Annotated in this window: 16 protein-coding genes; 15 read left to right on the top strand and 1 reads right to left on the bottom strand. The window is 64.7% G+C overall.

Annotated features, from left to right (window positions below; translation table 11 throughout):
* Positions 1-14: 14 nt before the first annotated feature.
* The 15 genes from trpS to Q7U29_RS15555 all read left to right on the top strand — a co-directional run bounded on the left by trpS (position 15) and on the right by Q7U29_RS15555 (position 13,631).
* Positions 15-1,067: a tryptophan--tRNA ligase gene (gene trpS / locus Q7U29_RS15625; RefSeq protein WP_304742939.1), complete on the top strand. Its 1,053-nt coding sequence runs from the start codon at positions 15-17 to the stop codon at positions 1,065-1,067.
* A gap of 112 nt (positions 1,068-1,179) precedes the next feature.
* Positions 1,180-1,674, top strand: a complete 495-nt coding sequence (locus Q7U29_RS15620; RefSeq protein ID WP_304742937.1) for a universal stress protein — start codon at positions 1,180-1,182, stop codon at positions 1,672-1,674.
* A gap of 265 nt (positions 1,675-1,939) precedes the next feature.
* Positions 1,940-2,509 (top strand): NifU family protein, encoded by a 570-nt coding sequence (locus Q7U29_RS15615; protein WP_304742935.1) that lies wholly within the window; start codon positions 1,940-1,942, stop codon positions 2,507-2,509.
* 159 nt (positions 2,510-2,668) lie between these two features.
* Complete coding sequence (gene tsaB / locus Q7U29_RS15610) at positions 2,669-3,367, top strand: tRNA (adenosine(37)-N6)-threonylcarbamoyltransferase complex dimerization subunit type 1 TsaB (protein ID WP_304742933.1); 699 nt, start codon at positions 2,669-2,671, stop codon at positions 3,365-3,367.
* Positions 3,364-3,861: a ribosomal protein S18-alanine N-acetyltransferase gene (gene rimI / locus Q7U29_RS15605; RefSeq protein WP_370691766.1), complete on the top strand. Its 498-nt coding sequence runs from the start codon at positions 3,364-3,366 to the stop codon at positions 3,859-3,861. The genes tsaB and rimI overlap by 4 nt, the downstream gene beginning before the upstream one ends.
* A gap of 81 nt (positions 3,862-3,942) precedes the next feature.
* Complete coding sequence (locus Q7U29_RS15600; protein ID WP_304742931.1) at positions 3,943-4,392, top strand: Fur family transcriptional regulator; 450 nt, start codon at positions 3,943-3,945, stop codon at positions 4,390-4,392.
* 4 nt (positions 4,393-4,396) lie between these two features.
* Positions 4,397-5,119, top strand: coding sequence for an HAD-IA family hydrolase (locus tag Q7U29_RS15595; protein WP_304742929.1), 723 nt, complete (start codon positions 4,397-4,399; stop codon positions 5,117-5,119).
* Between the two features lie 66 nt (positions 5,120-5,185).
* A complete protein-coding gene (miaB, locus tag Q7U29_RS15590; protein WP_304742928.1) occupies positions 5,186-6,598 on the top strand; it encodes a tRNA (N6-isopentenyl adenosine(37)-C2)-methylthiotransferase MiaB in 1,413 nt (470 codons plus the stop codon).
* Between the two features lie 4 nt (positions 6,599-6,602).
* Positions 6,603-7,658 carry a PhoH family protein gene (locus Q7U29_RS15585; protein ID WP_304742926.1) on the top strand — a complete coding sequence of 352 codons (1,056 nt, stop codon included), beginning with the start codon at positions 6,603-6,605 and terminating at the stop codon, positions 7,656-7,658.
* Between the two features lie 65 nt (positions 7,659-7,723).
* The gene (gene ybeY / locus Q7U29_RS15580; protein ID WP_304742924.1) at positions 7,724-8,251 is read left to right on the top strand and encodes an rRNA maturation RNase YbeY; all 528 of its coding nucleotides are present in this window, start codon (positions 7,724-7,726) and stop codon (positions 8,249-8,251) included.
* Position 8,252: 1 nt separating this feature from the next.
* Positions 8,253-9,371: a hemolysin family protein gene (locus tag Q7U29_RS15575; RefSeq protein WP_304742922.1), complete on the top strand. Its 1,119-nt coding sequence runs from the start codon at positions 8,253-8,255 to the stop codon at positions 9,369-9,371.
* Positions 9,368-10,975, top strand: coding sequence for an apolipoprotein N-acyltransferase (gene lnt, locus Q7U29_RS15570; protein WP_304742920.1), 1,608 nt, complete (start codon positions 9,368-9,370; stop codon positions 10,973-10,975). The genes Q7U29_RS15575 and lnt overlap by 4 nt, the downstream gene beginning before the upstream one ends.
* A 244-nt stretch (positions 10,976-11,219) precedes the next feature.
* Positions 11,220-11,636, top strand: coding sequence for a helix-turn-helix domain-containing protein (locus tag Q7U29_RS15565; protein ID WP_304743072.1), 417 nt, complete (start codon positions 11,220-11,222; stop codon positions 11,634-11,636).
* A 121-nt stretch (positions 11,637-11,757) separates the two neighbouring features.
* Entirely contained in the window at positions 11,758-12,888 is a 1,131-nt protein-coding gene (locus Q7U29_RS15560; RefSeq protein WP_304742919.1) for a M20 family metallopeptidase, read from the top strand.
* Positions 12,885-13,631, top strand: a complete 747-nt coding sequence (locus tag Q7U29_RS15555; protein ID WP_304742917.1) for a tRNA (guanine(46)-N(7))-methyltransferase TrmB — start codon at positions 12,885-12,887, stop codon at positions 13,629-13,631. The genes Q7U29_RS15560 and Q7U29_RS15555 overlap by 4 nt, the downstream gene beginning before the upstream one ends.
* Positions 13,632-13,656: 25 nt before the next feature.
* On the opposite strand, the gene Q7U29_RS15550 is transcribed toward Q7U29_RS15555, so the two are convergent.
* Complete coding sequence (locus Q7U29_RS15550; RefSeq protein ID WP_304742916.1) at positions 13,657-14,505, bottom strand: phytanoyl-CoA dioxygenase family protein; 849 nt, start codon at positions 14,503-14,505, stop codon at positions 13,657-13,659.
* Positions 14,506-14,735: the final 230 nt, after the last annotated feature.

The following is a 14,735-nucleotide window of genomic DNA, read 5'->3' as shown; positions in this document are numbered from 1 at the left end:
CAGGGAAGCTGACTATGGCGATGGTTGAACGGGTATTTTCGGGCGTCCAGCCGACGGGCAATCTGCATCTCGGCAATTACCTCGGCGCGATCGTCAATTTCGTCAAACTGCAGGAGACGCATAATTGTCTCTATTGCGTCGTCGACATGCACGCCATCACGCAGCCGGTGGAGGTATGGGGCGGCCCGGCCGAGCTGGCGCGCAATACCCGCGAAGTAACCGCGGCCTTCATCGCCTCGGGCATCGATCCGAAAAAACATATCGTGTTCAACCAGAGTCAGGTGCTCGAACACGCGGAACTGGCGTGGATCTTCAATTGCGTGGCGCGGATCGGCTGGCTCAACCGCATGACCCAGTTCAAGGACAAGGCCGGCAAGGATCGCGAGGCCGCCTCCGTCGGACTCTACGATTATCCGGTGCTGATGGCGGCCGACATTCTGGTGTATCGCGCTACCCATGTGCCTGTGGGCGAGGACCAGAAGCAGCACCTCGAGCTGTCGCGCGACATCGCGCAGAAATTCAACAATGACTTTTCCGAGTCGATCCGCAGCCATGGCTTCAATGACGGCTTGTTCTTTCCGCAGCCGGAGCCGCTGATCACCGGCCCCGCGACGCGGGTGATGTCGTTGCGCGACGGCACCAAGAAAATGTCGAAGTCGGATGCGTCGGACAATTCGCGGATCAACCTCACCGACGACGCCGACACCATTGCGCAGAAAATCCGCAAGGCGAAAACCGATCCCGAGCCGTTGCCGTCGGAGGAAAAGGGTCTCGAAACCCGTCCCGAGGCCGACAATCTGGTCGGGATCTATGCCGCGCTGTCGGGCCGAACCAAAGCCGACTTGCTCGGCGAATTCGGCGGCGCACAATTTTCGGCCTTCAAGAATTCGCTGGTCGAGCTGTGCGTGACAAAACTGTCGCCGATCGCCACCGAGATGAAGCGGCTGATGGCGGACCCCGGCACCATCGACCAGGTGCTGGTCGACGGCGCCGCGCGCGCCCGGGTGATCGCCGCCGAAACCATGCGGGCGACCCGGGACATCGTCGGCTTCGTCAGCAAACGCTAGGGTTCCACGCCTTCGCCACAATTGGCCGAGCGCGCAGCTTTCACGCTGCCGCTTGTGGAGCATGGCCGCGCCGTGGCAGCATGCGTCGGTTTGGCGCAGCATCGGGACATGCATGACCACCCAGCGACGAAGCTACGAGACCGGTCACAAGCCGAAATGCCTTGTCATCGTTGACGACACCGCGGAATGGGACCGCGCGGTCTACTATGCCAGCCGCTGGGCGATCCGCGTCGGCGGCGGCGTGGTGATGCTGCGCGTCATCGAGATCGAGGACCAGAACCAGCAATGGCTCGGGGTCGCCGACATCATGCGCGCCGAGGCCGAGGAGAACGCCAGCGCCGCGCTCGATCGCGCCGCCGGCCGCGCCAACGGCATCGCCGCGATCACGCCCGAACGCGTGATCCGGGAAGGCGACGCCACCGGCCAGATCCTCGACGTGATCGACAAGGACGTCGATATCGCGATGCTGGTGCTGGCCGCCAACCCCGGTGCGGAGGGCCCCGGCCCGATCATCACCACCATGGCCAAGACGGTCGGCTCGTTCCCGATACCCGTCATTATCGTGCCCGGCGATCTCAGCGACGCGGATATCGACGGGCTGTCGTAGGTCTGACGGCGAGTCGCTTGCTGCCCATGCTTCGAGACGCTCGCGCCGCTCGCTCCTCAGCATGAGGTTGTGGTGTTTCAACAGGTTAAACCTCATCCCCGCGCAACGGCATCGCCGTTGTCGCTGGAGGAGCATCGCCAACGGCGATGCGTCTCGAAGGATGGGCTGCATGGCAGGTTCCCGCCCTTGATCGTGCATCCGCCGTCGCCATCTGCTAAAGGGTCAGCCACGCGCCGGCCTTGAACCGGTGTCGCAGGAGAAAGCCATGTTCATCCAGACCGAAGCCACGCCCAATCCCGCCACCCTGAAATTCATTCCCGGCCGAACCGTGCTCGACGGCGGCACCATGGAATTCGCCAATCGCGAAGCCGCGGCGCGCTCGCCGCTGGCGACACGGCTGTTCGAAGTGCCCGGCGTCACCAGCGTGTTTTACGGTTCCGACTTCGTCACCGTGACCAAGGACGCCAGCGACTGGCAGCACCTCAAGCCGTCGATCCTCGGCGCCATCATGGAACACTACATGTCCGGCGCGCCGCTTTTGGCCGACGGCATTGCCGCCAGCGACGAGGCCGCCGACGAGGAAGACGAGTTCTTCAACGAGGCCGACGCCGAGACGGTCGCGACCATCAAGGACCTGATCGAAACCAGGGTGCGCCCCGCGGTCGCCAATGATGGCGGCGACATCACCTTCCGCGGCTTCAAGGACGGTATCGTCTATCTCAACATGAAGGGCGCCTGCGCCGGCTGCCCGTCCTCCACCGCGACCCTGCAGCACGGCATCCAGAACCTGCTGAAGCATTTCGTGCCCGACGTGGTCGAAGTCCGGCCGATCTAGGTTCATCGACGAAAATCTCGGTACTTTTTGCGTGATGCCCGGGCTTGTCCCGGGCATCAACGTTTTTGGGCACGGAAAAGACGTGGATGGCCGGGACAGGCCCGGCCAGGACGGCGAGAACCGCGCGCCTTTCGTCGCAAATATGCTACCAATCCCCACATGCTGATCCTCGCCATCGATACCGCATTGGACGCCTGCGCCGCCGGCGTGCTGGATACCGACGCCGGCAGGCTGATCGCGCAGGAGTCGCAGCCGATGAAGCGCGGCCATGCCGAGGCGCTGATGCCGCTGATCGCGCGCGTGACGAAGGCATCCGGCATTGCTTTCGTTGCGCTCGACCGCATCGCGGTGACCACCGGCCCCGGCAGCTTTACCGGACTGCGGGTCGGGCTCTCCGCGGCGCGCGGCATCGGCCTTGCCGCCAACAGACCGGTGGTCGGGCTGACCACGCTGACGGCCTATGCCGCGCCCGTCGTCGCCCAGAACGCCGCGCAGCCGGTGATCTCGGCGATCGATGCGCGGCATGACCATGTGTATTTTCAGGTGGTGAGCGGCGACGGCAGTTCGCTGGTCCGGCCGCGCGTCGCGCCGGTCGAGGAAGCGCTGGAAGCCGCGCGATTCGGCGCGCCGCATCTGGTCGGCAACGCCGCCCTGATTCTCAGCCAGCGCTGGCCGGCCGATGCGGCGGCTCCGTTCAAGGTCGATCCGCAACCGGCGCCCGACATCGCCTGGGTGGCGTGGCTCGGGGCCGCGGTCAGTCCGGATGCCGCACCGGCGCGGCCGTATTACCTGCGCGCTCCCGACGCCAAGCCTTCACAGGACGCGCTGCAGAGAGCCGCGCAGCCGTCCTCATCATGATGAGTCGAATACGTTCCTGGTTCGACGGATGGCGGCGCGGCGGCGCGGCGGTGGTCGAGCCCGCGACCCCGCGCGACGCCGCCCGGCTGGCGCAACTGCACGGCGCATCGTTTCACCGCGGCTGGGGCGAAGCCGAATTCGAGACCATGTTGAGCGAGCGCAATACGCTGGTTCATCGCCTGAGGCAGGGTCGAAAGATCATCGGCTTCGCGGTGTCGCGGCTGGCCGCCGACGAGGCCGAGATCCTGTCGATCGCGGTTGCCGCCGATCAGCGCGGCCGTGGCCTGTCGCACAACCTGCTGCTGACACATCTCGGCCATCTTGCGGGCCGTGGCGTGCGCACCATATTCCTCGAGGTCGAGGAAAATAATCAGCCGGCGCGCCGGCTCTATGAACGGGCCGGTTTTACCGTCGTCGGACGCCGCGAACGGTATTACCGGGAGGCCAACGGGGAACAATTGAACGCACTTCTGATGCGTCGCGACTTGTCGTAGCGCGCCCGGAGTGGCAGAAAGGCCCTTGCAAGGGGCGCATGATCTTATCGCGGGTCGTGCGTTGCCGAAGGCGGACTAGACATGACTGCATTGAAATCCACGCCCATGCCCAAGGCCACCGGTATCGAATCGCGTTGCGCCGCCACCGGCATGCGCATGACCGAACAACGCCGCGTCATCGCCCGCGTGCTGGCGGAAGCGGTGGATCATCCCGACGTCGAGGAACTGTATCGCCGCTGCGTCGCGGTCGACGACAAGATCTCGATCTCGACGGTGTATCGCACGGTAAAACTGTTCGAGGACGCCGGCATCATCGAGCGGCACGATTTCCGCGAGGGCCGCGCCCGCTACGAGCAGATGCGCGACAGCCATCACGACCACCTTATCAATCTGCGCGACGGCAAGGTGATCGAGTTCACCAACGAGGAAATCGAGAAGCTGCAGGCCGAAATCGCCCGCAAGCTCGGCTACAAGCTGGTCGATCATCGGCTGGAACTGTATTGCGTCCCGCTGGACGACGACAAATCCTGATTGCGTGAAGAAAACGCGTCGAGACAAAGATCCTTTCGATCTCGTCATTTTCGACTGCGACGGCGTGCTGGTCGACAGCGAAGTGATCTCCTGCGCCGCGCATGCCGAAACCCTGACGCGCCATGGCTACAAGATCACGGCCGATCAGGTGTTCGATCGTTTTCTCGGCCGCTCGATGCGCCAGGCCAGTCTCGAAGTCGAAGCCGAGATGGGCCGCAGCCTGCCGGATGACTTCCACGCCCAGGTCTATGCCGAGATTTTCCGGTTGTTTGCGGTTTCGCTCCAAGCCACACCGCATGTCGACGAGGCACTGGCGGCAATTGCGCTGCCCGTCTGCGTTGCATCGAGCGGGCCGCCAGAGAAGATCAGCGCCAGTCTCAATCGCGTCGGGTTGTGGGATCGGTTCGCGCCGCACATTTTTTCCGCCGTGCAGGTGCGAAACGGCAAGCCGGCACCCGATCTGTTCCTGTTTGCCGCCGCGCAGATGCAGGCGGCGCCGGCGCGCTGCCTGGTGATCGAGGACAGCCTCGCCGGCATCGCCGCCGCGGTCGCGGCCGGGATGCCCGTGCTCGGCTTTTACGGCGGCAGCCATTGCCGCCCCGGTCACGGCGACCGGCTGCGCGCCGCCGGGGCCGTCGCTGTTTTCGCCGATATGCGGCAATTACCCGACTTGATTGCGCGAATCGGTCAAAAACCGGGCTTTGTCGCTGGATTTTCAGCGCTTTAGCCTATAATTGAGCCTCGAAGGTTCTTGCGCCGCAATGGCGCCACCTCAGCACAGCATTCAGGTTCCATGAGCCCGCCGCGCAAGCTGCATATCAAGTCATACGGCTGTCAGATGAATGTCTACGATGCACAACGCATGGTGGACACGCTGGCGCCCGAAGGCTTTGTCGAGACATCCAGCGTGGATGACGCGGACCTCGTGATTCTGAACACGTGTCACATCCGCGAAAAGGCGTCGGAGAAGGTTTACTCCGAACTCGGACGGCTGCGCGTCGCCAAGGACGAGGCCGCCAGAGCCGGCCGCCAGATGAGTATCGCGGTGGCCGGCTGCGTCGCGCAGGCGGAAGGCGCCGAGATCATCCGCCGCGCGCCCGCGGTCGATGTCGTGGTCGGCCCGCAAAGCTATCATCATCTGCCGCAGCTGTTGGCGCGGGCGAAGAGCCACGGCCGCGCGGTGGAGACCGAATTTCCGGTCGAGGACAAATTCGGCTTCCTCGCAGCCCCGAAGCCCGCTGCGATCCGCGCGCGCGGCGTCTCGTCCTTCGTCACGGTGCAGGAAGGCTGCGACAAATTTTGTACGTTCTGCGTGGTGCCCTATACCCGCGGCGCCGAGGTATCGCGCCCGGTCGCGAAAATCGTCGACGACGTGCTGCGGCTGGCCGACAACGGCGTGCGCGAAATCACCCTGATCGGCCAGAACGTCAATGCCTATCACGGCGAAGGGCCCGAGGGGCGAACCTGGTCGCTCGGCGCGCTGCTGCATCGCCTCGCCGATATCCCGGGGATCGCGCGCCTGCGCTATTCGACCAGCCATCCCCGCGACGTCGACGACACGCTGATTGCGGCGCACCGCGACTTGCCGGCTCTGATGCCGTTCGTGCACCTGCCGGTGCAGTCGGGTTCCGACCGGATCCTGGCGGCGATGAACCGCAAGCACAGCGCCGACGATTACCGCCGCGTCATCGACCGATTCCGCGCGGTCCGGCAAGATATTGCTTTTTCATCAGATTTTATCGTGGGCTTCCCCGGCGAGAGCGAGGAAGATTTTGCCGCGACCCTCGCGCTGGTCCGGCAAATCGGATACGCTGGCGCTTATTCGTTCAAGTATTCGCCGCGGCCGGGCACGCCGGCGGCGGACATGCGGGAGACGGTGTCAGCGGCTGAAATGGACGAGCGATTGGTGCGGCTCCAGGAATTGATCGACGGCCAGCAAGCGGCCTTCAATCTGGCTGCGATTGGCAGCACCGTCGACGTGCTGTTCGAACGCGCCGCGCGCAACCCCGGCCAGATCGTCGGCCGCACCGCTTACCTGCAGCCGGCGCATGTGATGGCGTCCCCCGACATCATCGGACAGATTCTGCCGGTGACCATCGCCAGCCTCGAGCGCTACAGCCTGCTCGGCGAACTCTCTGGCGCGGTCCCTGCGCCGCCGGCATCTGCCCGAATGACCGATTCCTCTCACATGATCACGGGAGCCTGAACCCTTGCCAAAAAGCGCATCGGATTCGCCTGCACTCGCTCCCAGCCGCAAATTTGACCGCGACATGCAAATCCCGCCCGAAACGCAGGTCGTCATCGATTTCGACGACAATCGCGCGGCCTCCGGCTTGGTCGGGCCCTACGGGCAGAACCTGGCGCTGATCGAGCGCCGGCTCGGCGTCGTGGTCGATTCGCGCGGCAATCACATCACCATCGCCGGCTCGCGCGACGGCTGCGATGCGGCGCGGCGCGTTCTGGAGACGCTGTATGCGCAGGCGGTGCAGGGCCACGATCTGGCGCAGGGCGACGTCGAGGGGGCGATTCGCGCCGTGATCGCCCAGGGCTCGCTGTTCGAATTCGACGCCAAGACCGCCAAGACGGCGTTCGAGACCATCAATCTGCGCAAGCGTCCGGTGCGGGCGCGCACCGCCGCGCAAGACTCCTATATCCGCGCGCTAAAACGCCACGAAATGGTGTTCGGCATCGGCCCGGCGGGCACCGGCAAGACCTGGCTCGCGGTGGCGCATGCCGCGCAATTGTTCGAACGCAAGGAAGTCGACCGTATCATCCTGTCGCGCCCCGCGGTCGAGGCCGGCGAGCGGCTTGGCTTCCTGCCCGGCGATCTCCGGGAGAAGGTCGATCCGTATTTGAGGCCGATCTACGATGCGCTGTACGATTTGATGGATTCGCGGATCGTCGAGCGCGCGCTGCAGGCCGGCGAAATCGAGATCGCGCCGCTCGCCTTCATGCGCGGCCGTACCCTGACCAACGCCGTCATCATCCTGGACGAGGCGCAGAACACCACGTCGATGCAGATGAAGATGTTCCTGACCCGGCTCGGTGAGAACAGCCGCATGATCATCACCGGCGATCCCTCCCAGGTCGATCTGCCGAACGGCCAGACTTCGGGACTTGCGGAAGCCGCACGACTGCTCGATGGCGTCGAAGGCATTGCCCAAGTGAAATTCACCGCCGAGGACGTGATCCGCCATGAACTGGTGGCGCGGATCGTCGCCGCCTATGAAGGATTGCCGCAGAAGCCGGTAACCAGCAGGCCTTGATGCCCATATCTGACGCCAAGCGCGCGCCGGGGACGAGCCCCGGCCGCAACGGAAATTCCGGACCAATGCCGCCCCTTGCGCTTCCCATCTCCGAGGTCCTCGTCGTCGCCGATTGCTGGCAGGCCGAACCCGACGCCGAAGCGGTCGTACATCGCGCCATCGCGGCGGCGGCCGAGAGCGTCGATGCGGATGTCGGCGACGCCGAGCTTGCAGTCATGCTGACCGACGATGCCGGCATTCGCACGCTGAACGGCAATTGGCGCGGCATCGACAAGCCGACCAACGTGCTATCGTTTCCGGCCCTGCAGCCGACCGGTCCCGCAGGACCCGACGACGCGCCGCGCATGCTCGGCGACATCGCCATCGCCTTTGAGACCACCCGCAAGGAAGCCGACGACGAACAAAAGCCGTTCGATCATCACCTCAGCCATCTGGCGATCCATGGCTTCCTGCATCTGATCGGCTACGACCACGAAAAAGACGGCGAGGCCGAAGCCATGGAAGCCCTCGAGCGGCAGATCCTGGCGCAACTCGGCATTCCCGACCCCTATGCGGATCGGGATCCCGATGCCGGCCGGGAGCGGATGGACTGAGATGCCGGACTCCGACCCGATCCACGACAATCCGCGCGACATCCGCAACCTGCCGGCGGTGGTGCAGGAAGGCGAGGTGATGCGTCCCGCCGCCGAGAACTGGCTGACCCGCGCGATCCGCACCCTGTTCGGCTGGAAGCCGGGATCGGTCCGCGACGATCTGCAGGTCGTGCTCGACGCCTCGACGCCCGACGAGGTCGGGTTTTCCGCCATCGAGCGCACCATGCTGCGCAATATCCTCGGCCTGCACGAGCGCCGCATCGCGGACGTGATGGTGCATCGCGCCGACATCGTCGCGGTCAAGCGCGACATTGCGCTCGGCGAACTGATGAGCCTGTTCGAAAGTGCGGCGCATTCGCGCCTGGTGGTCTACAACGAAACCCTCGACGATCCCGAAGGCATCGTTCACATCCGCGACCTCCTGGCCTTCATGACATCAAGCGCGCGCGTGCCCGATACCAGCAAGGCCAAGAAGAAAAAGCCGTTGCCGGCCGGGCTCGACCTGCGCGCGGTCAACCTCGCGATGCCACTCGCCGACGCCAACATCATCCGCAAATTGTTGTTCGTGCCGCCGTCGATGCGGGCGATCGATCTGCTGGCGCAGATGCAGGCCTCGCGCATTCACCTGGCGCTGGTGGTGGACGAATATGGCGGCACCGACGGTCTGGTCTCGATCGAGGACATCGTCGAGCAGATCGTCGGCGAGATCGACGACGAGCATGACAGCGACGAGCCGCCGGCGATCGTGCGGCAGGCGGACAATTCCTTCATCGCCGACGCGCGTGCCAGCCTCGACGACGTCCGCACCATGATCGGCGAGGAGTTCGTCACCGGCGAGGCCGGCGAGGAAGTCGAAACGCTCGGCGGCTATCTGGTGACCCATGTCGGCCGCCTGCCGGTACGCGGCGAAGTCATTTCCGGCCCCGGCAATTTCGAGATCGAAGTGCTCGACGCCGATCCCAGGCGCGTCAAGCGGCTGCGCATCGCCACCCGCAAGGAGCGCCCCGTGGCGCGACCGACGCGCGAGAGCCGCCGCCGCGACTCCGCGGCGGAGGCTGGCCAGCCGCAGGCCAACGACAATGCGAGCCCGCGATCCGGCGACGGAGCCGGGTCGCAGTGATCGCAGCAGACAAACCCCGCGCCGCTATTCTGGCGATCCTCCTGGCTTGGGGCTGGAAGCGCGCCGCCATTGCGCTGGTCGCAGGCGCGCTGTCGGCGCTGGCGATGGCGCCGTTCAATGCATGGCCGGTGCTGTTTCTGACCTTTCCGGTGATGGTCTGGCTGATCGATGGCGCCGGCGCCGGACGCTGGCGCGGCGTGCCGGCGGCCGCGATGGCGGGCTGGTGGTTCGGCCTCGGCTATTTCGTGCCGGGCCTGTACTGGATCGGCTACGCGTTCCTGGTCGATGCCCCCACCTTCGCCTGGCTGTTGCCGTTCGCCGTGCTGGGCCTGCCGGCTTATCTCGCGCTGTTCACCGCATTCGGTTTCGCGCTGGCGCGGCTGATCTGGACCCGGGAAGGCACACGGGTGATCGCGCTCGCGTCCAGCCTGACGGTAAGCGAATGGCTGCGCGGGCAGGTGCTCACGGGCTTTCCCTGGAATGCGTTCGGCTATGCGCTGACCGAGCCGCTGGCGCTGGGGCAGACGGCGTCGCTGATCGGCTTGTGGGGCCTGACATTTCTGAGCGTTGCGATCTTCGCCAGCCCCGCGACCCTGATCGATGGCAGCACCCGCGGGCGAAGACCATGGATCGCGCCGGTCATGGCGCTGGCGCTGCTGGTCGCGATGGGGATTTTCGGCGGCGTGCGCCTGGCGCTGCAGCCGACCGCGCTGGTCGCAAAGGTCAAGCTGCGGATCATGCAGCCCAACCTGCAGCAGGACGTCAAATTCAACTACGCCGCCAAGGCGGACGTGATGCAGAAATATCTTGCGCTGTCCGACCGCGCGTCCGGGCCGCAATCCACCGGCGTGCGCGACGCCAGCATCCTGATCTGGCCGGAATCGGCGTTTCCGTTTTTCCTGACGCGCGAAGCCGATGCGATGGCGCAGATCGCCGAGCTGTTGCCCAAGGGCACCATCCTGATCACCGGCTCGGTGCGGGCGCCCGATCTGCCGCCCGACGTCCGGGTCACGCGCGCCTATAATTCAATTTATGTCATCGATCATGACGGCAGCGTGCTGTCGGTCTACGACAAGGTGCATCTGGTGCCGTTCGGCGAGTATCTGCCTTTCCAGGACTGGATGGAAAAGCTCGGCTTCGTGCAACTCACCAAGGTGCAGGGCGGATTCATCGCGGGCGCGCGCCGTCGCCCGATGGAATTGCCCGGCGCGCCGCGCATGCTACCGCTGATTTGTTATGAAGCGATCTTTCCCGGTGACGTTGCGTCGCGCGGCGACCGTGCGGGCTGGATGATCAACCTGACCAATGATGGCTGGTTCGGAAATTCAACCGGGCCCTATCAGCACCTGCAGCAGGCACGCGTTCGCGCGATCGAGCAGGGACTGCCCGTGGTTCGTGCAGCCAACACCGGAATCTCCGCAGTCATTGATCCCGTCGGGCGGATTATCGCACGGCTCGGTCTCGGCGTCGAAGGCGTGCTGGATGCCAGCCTGCCCGCCGCCATTGCGCCGACGATTTACACACGTATTGGCGATATTCCCGCCGCGATCATGGTCGCTGCCGGCCTGCTCATCGTGCTTCGTCGTCGTGTCGTCAAGCGCTGATAGACACGTGCGGATTCATACTTGGTTTCGGTTACCGGCAGAAAAACCTGTCCCGCAAAATCCACCAGTTGACAGACCGACCAAGCCATTCGCATTCTGCGCCCGCTCATCGAGAGCGAGGCAGTTCTTTGCTCAATATTTCCGCATTCGTGCCGAAGCTTGGGAGCAAGATTTGACGATGCTGGCGCCTGAGGCCTAACTTCACTGCCTCATCCTGCAGGCGTAATCCCAAGGAGTGTTGGAAATGTCGACTAAAGCGCCCAACCCTGTTGACAGGTATGTCGGCAGTCGAGTGCGCATGCGCCGCATCATGCTTGGCATGAGCCAGGAAAAGCTCGGCGAAGCATTGGGCCTGACATTCCAGCAGGTGCAGAAGTACGAAAAGGGCACCAATCGGGTCGGGGCAAGCCGCATTCAGCAAATTTCAGAAATCCTTCAGGTGCCGGTCTCGTTCCTGTTCGAGGGAGGCCCCAGTGGCACCGCCGCCACGGGCGGCTTCAGCGAAGGGACCTCGCCGGCTTACGTTTCCGATTTCCTCGCGACCTCGGAAGGCCTGGCATTGACCCGGGCGTTCACGCGGATCGCCGATGTCAAGCTTCGGCGCAGCATCGTCGAGCTGGTCGAGCAGATCGCGACGCGGGAAGCGCCCGACAAGCGCTGAAGGCCCGCCATCATTCCCCGATGCGCGCCGCACATTCTCCGATGGCGCCGCGTATCGCGGGTTCGCGCTGGCGCGCGCGCCGGAATGGCGATAGTGGAATCGCTCTAAACTGGGCTTCAACATGCCGACCACCCCCGATCCATTCGATTCCAGAGCCATTCTCGACGGCATCCGCCGCTGGGTCGAGATCGAGACGCCGACGGAAGCGCCCGAGCAGGTCAACAAGCTCGCGACCATGGTCGCGGACGGCTATCGCGAATTGCCTGTTGCGATCGAGCGGGTCGCAGGACATTCCGGCTGCGGCGATCATCTCGTGGTGCGTTCGTCATGGGGCCAGGATGAGCCGGGTATCCTGGTGCTGAGCCATCTCGATACGGTCCATCCCATCGGATTCATCGAGCGGCTGCCGTTCAGGGTGGAGGGCGACGTCGCCTTCGGTCCCGGCATCTACGACATGAAGGGCGGCGCCTACCTCGCCTATCACGCGTTCAGGCAGCTCTGCGCCAGCGGCGAACGTCCGCCGCTTGGCGTGACCCAGCTTTATGTTTCCGATGAGGAGATCGGCAGCCCGACTTCGCGCGCGCTGATCGAAGCCGAAGGGCGCAAGGCCAAGTATGTGCTGGTGACCGAGCCCGCCCGCGACGGCGGCAAGATCGTCACCGGACGCAAGGGCGTCGCGCGGTTCGATATCGCCATCAAGGGCATGCCGGCCCATGCCGGCACGCGGCCCGAGGACGGCCGCAGCGCGATCCGCGAACTCGCCAATGTCATCCTGACCCTGGAAGCCATGAACGATTTGAAGCGCGGCATCAGCGTCAATGTCGGCGTGGTCAGAGGTGGCAGCAGGCCGAACGTCATCGCGGAAGAAGCCTATGCCGAAGTCGACCTTCGCGTGCCGACGATTGCGGATGCCGACGATCTCGTCGCCAGAATCCTGAACCTGAAATCCCGAACCGAGGGCGTCAGCGTCAAGGTGTCGGGCGAATTGAACCGGCCGCCCTACGAGAAGGGCAATGCCGGTGCAGCCCTTTACGAACATGCCAAAGAACTCGCCGCGGAAATCGGCTTCGATCTGATCGACACCTTCACCGGCGGCGGCTCCGACGGCAATTTCACCGCGCCGCATACCGCGACGCTCGACGGCCTCGGCGTCGATGGCCAGGGCGCGCATACCCATTACGAGCAGATGTACATTTCGTCGATCGAGCCGAGGGCACGGCTGTTGTATCGGCTGTACCAGACGCTGCGATGAGCATCGCAACCCGCGATCCCGACGACCGCGCCACATCGCCCGACGACGCCGTGGCCGAGCACCGGCACGGCTCGTTCTTCGGGCGGCGCAAGGGCCACAAGCTGCGCTCGCACCAGGCCGACCTGATCGCGCAGCTGCTGCCGCGCCTCGCGCTCGACATCACCGCTCCCAGCCCCGCCAACCTCGCCGAGCTGTTCGACACGCCAGTTGACCATGTCAGGCTCGAAATCGGGTTCGGCGGCGGCGAGCATCTGATCGCCGAAGCGCTCGCCTTTCCCAATACCGGCTTCATCGGCTGCGAGCCCTACGTCAACGGCATGGCGAAAATCCTGGCGCAGATCGAGGCCAACAACATCGGCAATATCAGGCTGTTCGCGGGCGATGCCGCCGAACTGGTAGCCTGGGCGCCGGCGCAGTCGCTTGAGCGAATCGACCTGATCCATCCCGATCCGTGGCCGAAGCGGCGGCACTGGAAGCGGCGCTTCGTGCAGGATGTCACCGTCGCCGCGATGGCGCGCGTACTCGAGCCCGACGGCGAATTCCGCTTCGTCTGCGACATCGACGGCTACGTCGCCTGGACGCTGGCGCATCTGCAGCACTCGCCCGACTTTGCCTGGCTGGCAGAGCGCGCCGACGACTGGCGCTTGCCGTGGCCCGGCTACACCATGACGCGTTACGGCCGCAAGGCCGAGCGCGAGGGACGACGGGCGGCGTATCTGAGATTTCGCAGGACCTCATCCTGAGAGGGTGAGGGAGTAGGGCGTGTCGCTACCCCTTCACCGCCTCGCCCATCCGCGCTTTCCTGATGTCGGTGGCTTCCCACACCATGCGCTTGCCGCGCTCGCGGCCCAGCAACTCGATCGGGTCGTGATTGTCGATGTGTCCGAACTGTCCCTTGTAGACGCTGTAGCCGCATAGCTCCTGCAGGCGCCGCGGAAACCGCCGCGCCGTCTCATGGGGAATGCCGAGCTGCAGGTTTTCCTGCTGCCGCATCCAGCCCCAGCAATAGGCGCAGGAGAAGGCGAAACGCCGGGCGTCGCTCGAGTTGGCGCCGCCGCCATGCCAGAGCGCGCTGTCGAACAGCATCACGCTGCCGGCCGGCATGGTCGCGGTGACGGCATCGTAATCCCTGCCGTATTCCGGCGATGACGGATATTTGTGGCTGCCCGGAATGATCCGGGTCGCACCGTTGTCGTTTCGAAAATCCGACAGCGCCCAGATCGCATTGAGCGTGATCGGGATGTGCGGACGCGGCAATGGAATCAACTGCGTGTCCTCATGGATCGGCTGCGCCTCCTGGCCGGGGCCGAGCACCAGCGAACAGAACGACGACAGCAGACATTCCTTGTCCAGCACGCGCTCGACCACCGGCAGCACGTTCTCATGCAGCGGCACTTCCCAGAAGATGTCGTCATAGGTCAGGAGATTGTTGATGCGGACCGTCTTGAAGCCTTCGAACGAGGTCTTGGCGGGACCGAGATGATGCTCGCGCTCGGTTCGCTCCAGCGCCTGTTTCAACGCCTCGACCAGATCGGGGCCGGCGGCGCGCTCGATCACGGTGTATCCGTCGTCGCGGATCCGGTCGGCATGCGATTGGATTTCGGATTCAGTCAGCATTCTTGTTTCTCCCCGGTGACGCTGTGACCGCGCCTGTAAGAGCAGCATAGCGCGGCCTCTTTCCGATGGGGAGGGGGTTGGTTGTATTCCGTCATTGCGAGCGAAGCGATCGCGGTAGGGACGCTCATTTCTGAGCGCCCCCCGCACAGAACCGTACAGGCGGCTTTCCCGCATACGGCTCCCACCTTGGGTGTTTGACGGCGAAGCGCAAGTCCGGCCAGGGGTGAAGG

The organism is Bradyrhizobium sp. (assembly GCF_030654605.1).
In the GTDB taxonomy this organism is placed as follows: Bacteria; Pseudomonadota; Alphaproteobacteria; order Rhizobiales; family Xanthobacteraceae; genus Bradyrhizobium.
This window is presented reverse-complemented; position numbering and strand designations above follow the sequence as displayed.

Bases quoted from the DNA above. Each gene is read 5' to 3' on its own strand.
- trpS (WP_304742939.1), top strand. From the start codon at position 15: ATGGCGATGGTTGAACGGGTATTTTCGGGCGTCCAGCCGACGGGCAAT.
- Q7U29_RS15550 (WP_304742916.1), bottom strand. From the start codon at position 14,505: ATGCTGACTGAATCCGAAATCCAATCGCATGCCGACCGGATCCGCGAC.
- Q7U29_RS15600 (WP_304742931.1), top strand. From the start codon at position 3,943: ATGACTGCATTGAAATCCACGCCCATGCCCAAGGCCACCGGTATCGAA.
- miaB (WP_304742928.1), top strand. From the start codon at position 5,186: ATGAGCCCGCCGCGCAAGCTGCATATCAAGTCATACGGCTGTCAGATG.
- Q7U29_RS15615 (WP_304742935.1), top strand. From the start codon at position 1,940: ATGTTCATCCAGACCGAAGCCACGCCCAATCCCGCCACCCTGAAATTC.
- Q7U29_RS15620 (WP_304742937.1), top strand. From the start codon at position 1,180: ATGACCACCCAGCGACGAAGCTACGAGACCGGTCACAAGCCGAAATGC.
- Q7U29_RS15555 (WP_304742917.1), top strand. From the start codon at position 12,885: ATGAGCATCGCAACCCGCGATCCCGACGACCGCGCCACATCGCCCGAC.
- Q7U29_RS15575 (WP_304742922.1), top strand. From the start codon at position 8,253: ATGCCGGACTCCGACCCGATCCACGACAATCCGCGCGACATCCGCAAC.
- ybeY (WP_304742924.1), top strand. From the start codon at position 7,724: ATGCCGCCCCTTGCGCTTCCCATCTCCGAGGTCCTCGTCGTCGCCGAT.
- tsaB (WP_304742933.1), top strand. From the start codon at position 2,669: ATGCTGATCCTCGCCATCGATACCGCATTGGACGCCTGCGCCGCCGGC.
- Q7U29_RS15560 (WP_304742919.1), top strand. From the start codon at position 11,758: ATGCCGACCACCCCCGATCCATTCGATTCCAGAGCCATTCTCGACGGC.
- rimI (WP_370691766.1), top strand. From the start codon at position 3,364: ATGATGAGTCGAATACGTTCCTGGTTCGACGGATGGCGGCGCGGCGGC.
- Q7U29_RS15565 (WP_304743072.1), top strand. From the start codon at position 11,220: ATGTCGACTAAAGCGCCCAACCCTGTTGACAGGTATGTCGGCAGTCGA.